The 6,432-nt window shown below is 69.6% G+C and carries 8 protein-coding genes; 5 read left to right on the top strand and 3 right to left on the bottom strand.

Going from position 1 to position 6,432, the window contains the following annotated elements:
- Positions 1-138: 138 nt before the first annotated feature.
- Together ACIBMZ_RS25775 and ACIBMZ_RS25770 are read left to right on the top strand one after the other, a co-directional pair.
- On the top strand, positions 139-945 hold the full coding sequence (locus ACIBMZ_RS25775) for an SDR family NAD(P)-dependent oxidoreductase (protein ID WP_396698033.1): 807 nt from the start codon (positions 139-141) through the stop codon (positions 943-945).
- Positions 942-1,370, top strand: a complete 429-nt coding sequence (locus ACIBMZ_RS25770) for a hypothetical protein (protein ID WP_396698032.1) — start codon at positions 942-944, stop codon at positions 1,368-1,370. Before ACIBMZ_RS25775 ends, ACIBMZ_RS25770 begins: the two co-directional genes overlap by 4 nt.
- A gap of 64 nt (positions 1,371-1,434) precedes the next feature.
- On the opposite strand, the gene ACIBMZ_RS25765 is transcribed toward ACIBMZ_RS25770, so the two are convergent.
- On the bottom strand, positions 1,435-2,415 hold the full coding sequence (locus tag ACIBMZ_RS25765; protein ID WP_396698030.1) for a LuxR C-terminal-related transcriptional regulator: 981 nt from the start codon (positions 2,413-2,415) through the stop codon (positions 1,435-1,437).
- Between the two features lie 235 nt (positions 2,416-2,650).
- Between ACIBMZ_RS25765 and ACIBMZ_RS25760 the strand changes: the two genes are divergently transcribed.
- The 3 genes from ACIBMZ_RS25760 to ACIBMZ_RS25750 all read left to right on the top strand — a co-directional run bounded on the left by ACIBMZ_RS25760 (position 2,651) and on the right by ACIBMZ_RS25750 (position 3,987).
- Positions 2,651-2,791: a hypothetical protein gene (locus tag ACIBMZ_RS25760; protein WP_396698028.1), complete on the top strand. Its 141-nt coding sequence runs from the start codon at positions 2,651-2,653 to the stop codon at positions 2,789-2,791.
- Positions 2,792-2,892: 101 nt separating this feature from the next.
- Positions 2,893-3,132 (top strand): hypothetical protein, encoded by a 240-nt coding sequence (locus ACIBMZ_RS25755; protein WP_396698026.1) that lies wholly within the window; start codon positions 2,893-2,895, stop codon positions 3,130-3,132.
- 240 nt (positions 3,133-3,372) lie between these two features.
- The gene (locus ACIBMZ_RS25750; RefSeq protein WP_396698024.1) at positions 3,373-3,987 is read left to right on the top strand and encodes a helix-turn-helix transcriptional regulator; all 615 of its coding nucleotides are present in this window, start codon (positions 3,373-3,375) and stop codon (positions 3,985-3,987) included.
- Here ACIBMZ_RS25750 and ACIBMZ_RS25745 read toward each other — a convergent pair whose 3' ends face one another.
- Both ACIBMZ_RS25745 and ACIBMZ_RS25740 read right to left on the bottom strand, forming a co-directional pair.
- Entirely contained in the window at positions 3,988-4,551 is a 564-nt protein-coding gene (locus ACIBMZ_RS25745; protein ID WP_396698022.1) for a DUF5825 family protein, read from the bottom strand. It lies immediately after the preceding gene.
- Positions 4,552-4,556: 5 nt separating this feature from the next.
- Positions 4,557-6,386 carry a RiPP maturation radical SAM C-methyltransferase gene (locus ACIBMZ_RS25740; RefSeq protein WP_396698020.1) on the bottom strand — a complete coding sequence of 610 codons (1,830 nt, stop codon included), beginning with the start codon at positions 6,384-6,386 and terminating at the stop codon, positions 4,557-4,559.
- Positions 6,387-6,432: the final 46 nt, after the last annotated feature.

Here is a 6,432-nt window from a genome sequence, read left to right as displayed (position 1 = left end):
CTGGGCCCCCCCCCCCCCCCCCGGGGGGCGGGGGGGGGGGGCCCGGGGGGGCCGGGGCCCCCCCCCCGCCCGGCCCCCCGGGGGGGGGGGGCCCCCCCCCCCCCCCCCCACGACCCACACGAGAACTGGGAGAGTTCGATGCGGACGGTAATCATCTCCGGTGCCTCCAGCGGCATCGGCTGGGCCACGGCCCAACGGTTCGCCGCGGGCGGGGACCGGGTGTTCAACCTGGACGTGCGGCCCTCCGCCGATCCGCAGAACCCGGCGGTCACGTGGATCGAGACCGACGTCGCGGACTGGTCGGCGGTCCGCGACGCGGTCGCGCAGGTCGCCGAGACCGCGCCGATCGACGTGGTGATCGCCAACGCCGGCATCAGCGTGCGACACGGGGTGCTGGAGTTGACCGAGGCCGACGCCCGACGCGTCGTCGACGTCAACCTGCTGGGTGTACTCGGGCTGTGGCAGGCGGCGGCCCGGGTGATGGTGCGGCGACGGGCCGGCGTGCTGCTGGCCACCGCCTCGGTCAACGGCGCGCGGGGTTACCCGCTCTACGCCGACTACAACGCGACCAAGGCCGGCATCGTGGCACTGTGCCGCACGTTCGCCCTGGAGCTGAGCCCGTGGATCCGGGTGGCCTGTGTCAGCCCGGGTGCGGTGCTGACGCCGATGCAACTGGCCGAGTACACGCCGGCCATGCTCGACGAGGTGAACGCGAAGATCCCCGCCGGACGGCACGCGTCACCGGACGAGATCGCGGCGGCGTTCCACTACCTCGCCTCCCCGGAGGCGAGCTTCCTCACCGGGCAGGAACTGGTCATCGACGGCGCGGAGACCGCCGGGGCGACCACCGCCGTGTTCGGTGCCGACACGAGCGAACGGAGTGAGCAGATCATCGAGGCAGACGCGCCCCGGCAGGGGACGACGCGGAGCGGAGTGCCGGCATGAGGAAGCAGGAGTCGGAGCAGACCAGGAAGACGGTGTTGATGGTGGTGGTCGGTGCGGTCGTGTTGCTGGTGCTCGCCGGGGCGGGTTCGGCCGTGTTCCTGACGGCACGCAGTGGTGGTGTCGCCAAGGACGTGGTGGACGACTACTACCGCGCGTTGGAGGAGCGACGCTTCGACGACGCGTACGGGTCGCTGTGTGCCGAGGTGCGCGCCGACCAGTCCCGGGAGGCGTTCACCTCGGCGGCCGAGGCGCGGCTGCCCAGTTCCCACGAGATGACCGGTGAGCTGCGGGTCAACGGTCTGCCGTGGAAGACCACCGGCACGGTCGGGGTCAGCGTCAGCTATGCCGACGGCACCACGCAGGCGCGGCTGGTGTCGATGCTGCGCGAGGACGGCGACTGGCTGATCTGCGAGCCGTCGGTGTGACCCGCCGCGTCCCCGCCCCGTGGCACCGCACCGCGGGACCTCCCGGGGCGGGGCGCGGACCGGATCACAGCCAGCGTTGCCGCACCGCGTTGGCGCCGGCCTGGAAGCGGCTCTCCGCACCCAGCCGGGTGGTCAGGTCGGACATCATCCGTTGCACGGTGCGGACCGACAGGCCGAGCTTGCGGGCGGTGGCCTCGTCGGTGTAGCCGTCACCGAGCAGTTGGAGCAACTGCCGCTCGGTCGGTTCCAGCCCGTTCTCGTCGGCGCTCGCGGCGGCGCCGAACGGTGTCGCGGTGGACCAGGCGTGATCGAACAGGGTGCTGAGGGCGGCGGTGATCCCCGGGTTGTGGATCTCGATGGCGCCCTTCCGGGCGTCGGTGGGGTCGACCGGCAGCAGCGCGATCCGGCGGTCCACGATGATCATCTGGAACAGCACCACCGGCAGGCAGCGGGTCTCGCCGCCGAGGCTGTTGAACCAGCGGGCGTAGGCCAGCGTGTCCGGGTCGTTGCGGAAGCTCTCCTGATAGATCGACTTGATGGTGACGCCCCGCTCCAGGGCCTCCTGGTTGACCGGCTTGCTGGCGGCCATCGCGTCCGGCCGGTGTGCCCCGCCCGGGTTGAACGAGAGGCACTCCACCTGGGTCAGCCGGGCGAGTTGCTGGAGTCGCTGGCGCACCGAGTCGAGCTGCACGATCTGGATCAGTTGGTCCTGCTGGTCCGGCTGGTCGACGTGGTGTGCCTCGGAGAGCGCGTCGATGGCCGCCTGGGTCGCCTCGATCTCGTACTGCTGTTGGGCGATGTCCGCCTTGGCGCGGGCGAGCAGCGCCGCGAGGCCGACCTTGGGGCTGGTCGGCGTGATCTTGCCGGGGCTGACCGGCGACTCGCGGACCAGGGCGAGTTCGATCAGCTCGTCGAGTGCGTCGTGCACCTTCCGCGTGTCGATCCGCAAGGACTCGGCGATCTCGGCGACCCCCCAGGTCGACTGCCGCAACATGGTCATGTAAACGGCCTCTGCGGTGGTCGATATGCCCAGGGTGCTGAACACTCTGCTCCCTCCCACTAGTGCTCCGTGCCCGACCGGTGGCGTGCCGGGAAAGAGATTGTCAGATGGCAAAGACGGCTGGCAAGATCCTGCCACCCTGACGGGATCCCGCCTGGCGCGATCCCGTCACTTGGATCTTGTTGACCGTATCCCGGCGTCGCAAGAGACTGACGTGGCCGACGGTGCAATGGGGGAAACCGTTAGGCAGGTTGCCTGATTCGGGAAGGAAAGTGACTGTATGTCTCGTCGCCTGAAGATCGCCCTTGCCGCCCTCGCGCTCGTGGTCGGCGTCTCCGCTCCGCTGCTCGGCGAACGCGTTCCCCTCAACAAGTACGACGGCCCGACCGCCGGGTTCTCCTGGGGAATGCCGCTGCGCTAGGTCGCGGATGCCGTTCGCTGAGCATGGGGGCGCGTTGGCGGGGGGATGTCTACGACACATTGGATGGAAACGTGCAGCTGTCAGCCGTAACGCTCATACCGGTGACGACGGCGCGGACGCCGCTGACGCCCGAACGGCTGAGGGACCTGATTCTCGGCTGTCGTGTGGATGGCGATCGAGTCGAACACGTCAAGGTAATAGAACGAGCGGGGTTGATGTGGATAGGGGCCTATGTCGCTATCTGTGACATGAGATCCGCCGAACTCAGTCTGGCCGATCTTTGTGTGCGGGCCGCCGCGCGACTCGACGGCTGGGAAGTGATCCGGCAGTGGGAGCTGTGATCATCGTCCGGTCGAGCGGCGACCGACACCCGCTCTGAATGGGGCGCGGAGCGTCTAATGCTGACTCTCCGTGGTCCGGTGGAAATGTAGCAGGACCGTGCCGGCCATTGGCCGGTCGGTGACGCGTGCCGTTATCGATGGGCATATAAGGTGATATACGATAGCCCAAGTTCAATACCCGTCCGTTCCACCATCACTGACAGAAACCTCGTGCAGCGGGCCGCCTATCAGGATCGGCGTGTGCTCAGCGCCGACATCAGCGCCCTGCTTCTCAGTGCCGAGCTGACCGATCTGACCCGGAACGAACTCCTGGTCGTGGCACCCATACCCGGTCAGATGCCGCTGCCGGCGGAGGTGTTCGGCGAGCTGCGGGCCCGCAACCTGACGGTCCGTCTGCTCTTCACACCGGGTCGGGAGCCGTTGGCCGAGCCGGTGGCGGCCCTCGCGCGGGAGGGGATCGCCCTACCGGCCCCGGTGGACCTACCGTACTTCCTCGTGGTGCGGGATCGGGCCGTGGTCTATCTGCCGCACCAGGATCCGGTCAACCCGTGCAACGGTCGGCTGACGCGGATCCGCAGCGTGGTGATGGGTGACTCGATGGCGACGGTGTTCGGCCTGATGTGGGACACCGCGGTGCAGCGCACCCGGGTCGCCCGGACCACGGGCGCCCGGGTCGACGAGGGCGAGGAGCTGATCCGCGCGCTCGGCGAGGGCCTCACCGACGACCAGGCGGCGGCGACGCTGCACATGAGTCGACGGACCTTCGCCCGACGGGTGTCCGACATGATGCACCGGCTCGACGCCAACACCCGATTCCAGGCCGGTGTCCATGCCGCGCGACGCGGCCTGGTCTGATCAGACCGCCAGGTATGGCACCGGCCAGTGCCGCATCCGGAACGGGAGTACGAGCGTACGACCGTCGGCTTCGACGGCCAGACCTGCCTCGACCGCGTCAGCGACCAGCTCCGCGTCGTCGGCCTCCGGGCGGCCGTCCGCCGACTCGGCGAGATGCTCGAACCGGTCGGCGCCGTCCTCGATGACCATCCGGGAGGCCGGCTGGCCGGGCCGGACGTCCTTGATCGTGACGATTCCCGGGCCCCGGCGGTAGTAGAACGACCCGTACCGGTAGTCCCGCGCCCAGGCCACCGTGTGGGTCACGTCGTCCAGCTCCACGCCCAGGCACGGTGGCAGCAGGTGCGAGTAGGTGTGCAGCGGGAACGACGGGCGACCACGCAGCGTCCACCGCAGCCGCACCGCGTGGCTGGTGACCGCGCGGAGCAGCCGCAACAGGTCGAGATCCTGCGCCGGGGACTGTCCGAACCGCAACGGCTCGGGCAGTTCGACCGCGAGCAGGCTGTACGCCGACGGGTCCGTCCGCAGCGCGTCGAAGTCGATCACCGAGCTCGTCGCCGTCGTCATGGGAATCAGCTCACCTTCAACGGTTCGGTGGGGGTCGCCAGGGTGATCCAGTGGCCCTGCTCGGTGAAGAGCAGTCCGTCCCCGGCCAGCTTCCCCAACCAGTCCTGCAACTCCTCGTCGGTCAGGCCGTACTCGGCGACCCGGGCGGCCAGGGCCTTCGCGGTACGCCCGTTCTCCAGCTCCCGGTACGCGGCCACGAACCCGGCCCCGCTGATCCGGTGGTCCTGCTCCGGCCAGCCGACCCGCCGGTCCTCGATCACGATCTCCTCGTCGTCGGCGTGCAGGATCCGCAGCGAGCTGGACGGGTACGCGTCGATCCAGATCCCGATCAGCTTGTGCAGCCCCTCGGCGTCGGTCTCGGAGAGTCCGGCCGGATCGGTGTCGAACAGATAGACCATGTCGGTCAGCCGTTCCGGCGCGAGCGCGTAGACGTGGTCGTACATCTTGGCGGGCCGGCGGTTGGGGAACCCCAGCAGCGGGTTCTCGAAGTACGGGCTGAAGCGCTCCAGCAGGATCCGCGCCGCACCGGCGGGCGGTTGCAGGTGCACCAGCGCCGGCAGTTGCCGCAGGACCGCCTCGTAGTCGGCGGTGGACTCGGTCGGGAAGCCGTAGAGCCAGCTCCAGGAGACGGTCAGCGAGGCGGCCTCGCAGTCGCGCAGCGTCCGTACGTTGCGTACCCCGGTGACGCCCTTGTCCATCAGCTTGAGCACCGGGCTGACCAGCGACTCGATGCCCGGCTGCACGTGGGTGACGCCGGCCTGCCGCAGCACGGTGATCTCGTCCGGGCGCAGGTTGGACTTGACCTCGTAGTGGATGCGCAGGTCCCAGTCCAGCGCGGCCACGCTCGGCAGCAGGTCCCGGTAGTAGCGGTTGTCGATGATGTTGTCGACCATGATGGCGTCCAGCGTCTGGTGCCGACGCACCAGCGAGGTCAGCTCCTCGATGACCGTCTCCGGCGCCTTGGCGCGGAACTGCATGCCGGTGCCGTTCAGGCCGCAGAAGGTGCAGTGGTGCTTCTCGCCCCACCAGCAGCCCCGGGCGCTCTCCAGCACCAGCTTCGGCTCGACGTACTCGCCGACCGGTGACTCGGCGATGAGGGCGAACCAGTCGTCGTAGTCCGGCACCGGCATCAGGGCCGGCGGGATCAGCTTGCCCTGCGGGTTGTCGTGCCGTCCGTCCTCGTCCCGCCAGCACAGCCCGGGTACGGCGGCCAGGCCGATGCGGCCGTCCAACGCGTCGAGCAGGGCGGGGAAGGCGATCTCGCCCTCGCCGCGTACGACGTAGTCGACGAACGGGAAGTTCTCGTGGATCGCCGCGCCCATCATCCCGTCGCAGTTGCCGCCGCCGAGCACGATGGGCACGTGCGGGGCCAGTTCCTTGATCCGCTTGGCGGTGGCGAGGCTCGGCGCGTTCTGCATGAACGTCGTGGTGAAGCCGACGAGGGTGGGCTCGGTGGCGAGGATCTCCCGGGCCGCCGCGTCGACGAAACCGGCGGCGTACTCGCGCATCCGGGTGACCCGGTCGATGTCGAGACCGTGCTCCTCGGCGTACCGGCGCAGCTCCGCGACGCCGAACGCGTCGTCACCGCGCAGCACCCCGGCGAACACCCAGTCGCCGAGCCCGTGGAACAGGCCCTCCTCCGCGACCTCGGTGTACTCCGGCGGCCCCAGCTCGCCGTCGCTGGCGTCGAGCAGGTACTCGGCCCAGCGGATGCCGCCGTGGTAGCTCAGTGGTTCCGGTCGGCCGGCGGCGACGGTGACGGCCTTGAGTAGTCCGATGGGCAGCGACGGGCAGTCCAGGGACTGCCACGGCATGGCCGCGAGGCAGATGGTCATCGTCTCGTCTTTCGGAAGATCCGGCGCGGGTGGCACGAACGGGTGG

This window comes from Micromonospora sp. NPDC049900 (assembly GCF_044461025.1).
Lineage (GTDB): Bacteria > Actinomycetota > Actinomycetes > Mycobacteriales > Micromonosporaceae > Micromonospora.
The sequence above is the reverse complement of the archived record's forward strand: the minus strand, read 5'-3'. Positions and strand labels throughout refer to the sequence as shown.

Excerpts from the sequence above, each read along its gene's own strand:
- ACIBMZ_RS25775 (WP_396698033.1), top strand. The coding sequence starts at position 139 with ATGCGGACGGTAATCATCTCCGGTGCCTCCAGCGGCATCGGCTGGGCC.
- ACIBMZ_RS25770 (WP_396698032.1), top strand. The coding sequence starts at position 942 with ATGAGGAAGCAGGAGTCGGAGCAGACCAGGAAGACGGTGTTGATGGTG.
- ACIBMZ_RS25740 (WP_396698020.1), bottom strand. The coding sequence starts at position 6,386 with ATGACCATCTGCCTCGCGGCCATGCCGTGGCAGTCCCTGGACTGCCCG.
- ACIBMZ_RS25745 (WP_396698022.1), bottom strand. The coding sequence starts at position 4,551 with ATGACGACGGCGACGAGCTCGGTGATCGACTTCGACGCGCTGCGGACG.
- ACIBMZ_RS25760 (WP_396698028.1), top strand. The coding sequence starts at position 2,651 with ATGTCTCGTCGCCTGAAGATCGCCCTTGCCGCCCTCGCGCTCGTGGTC.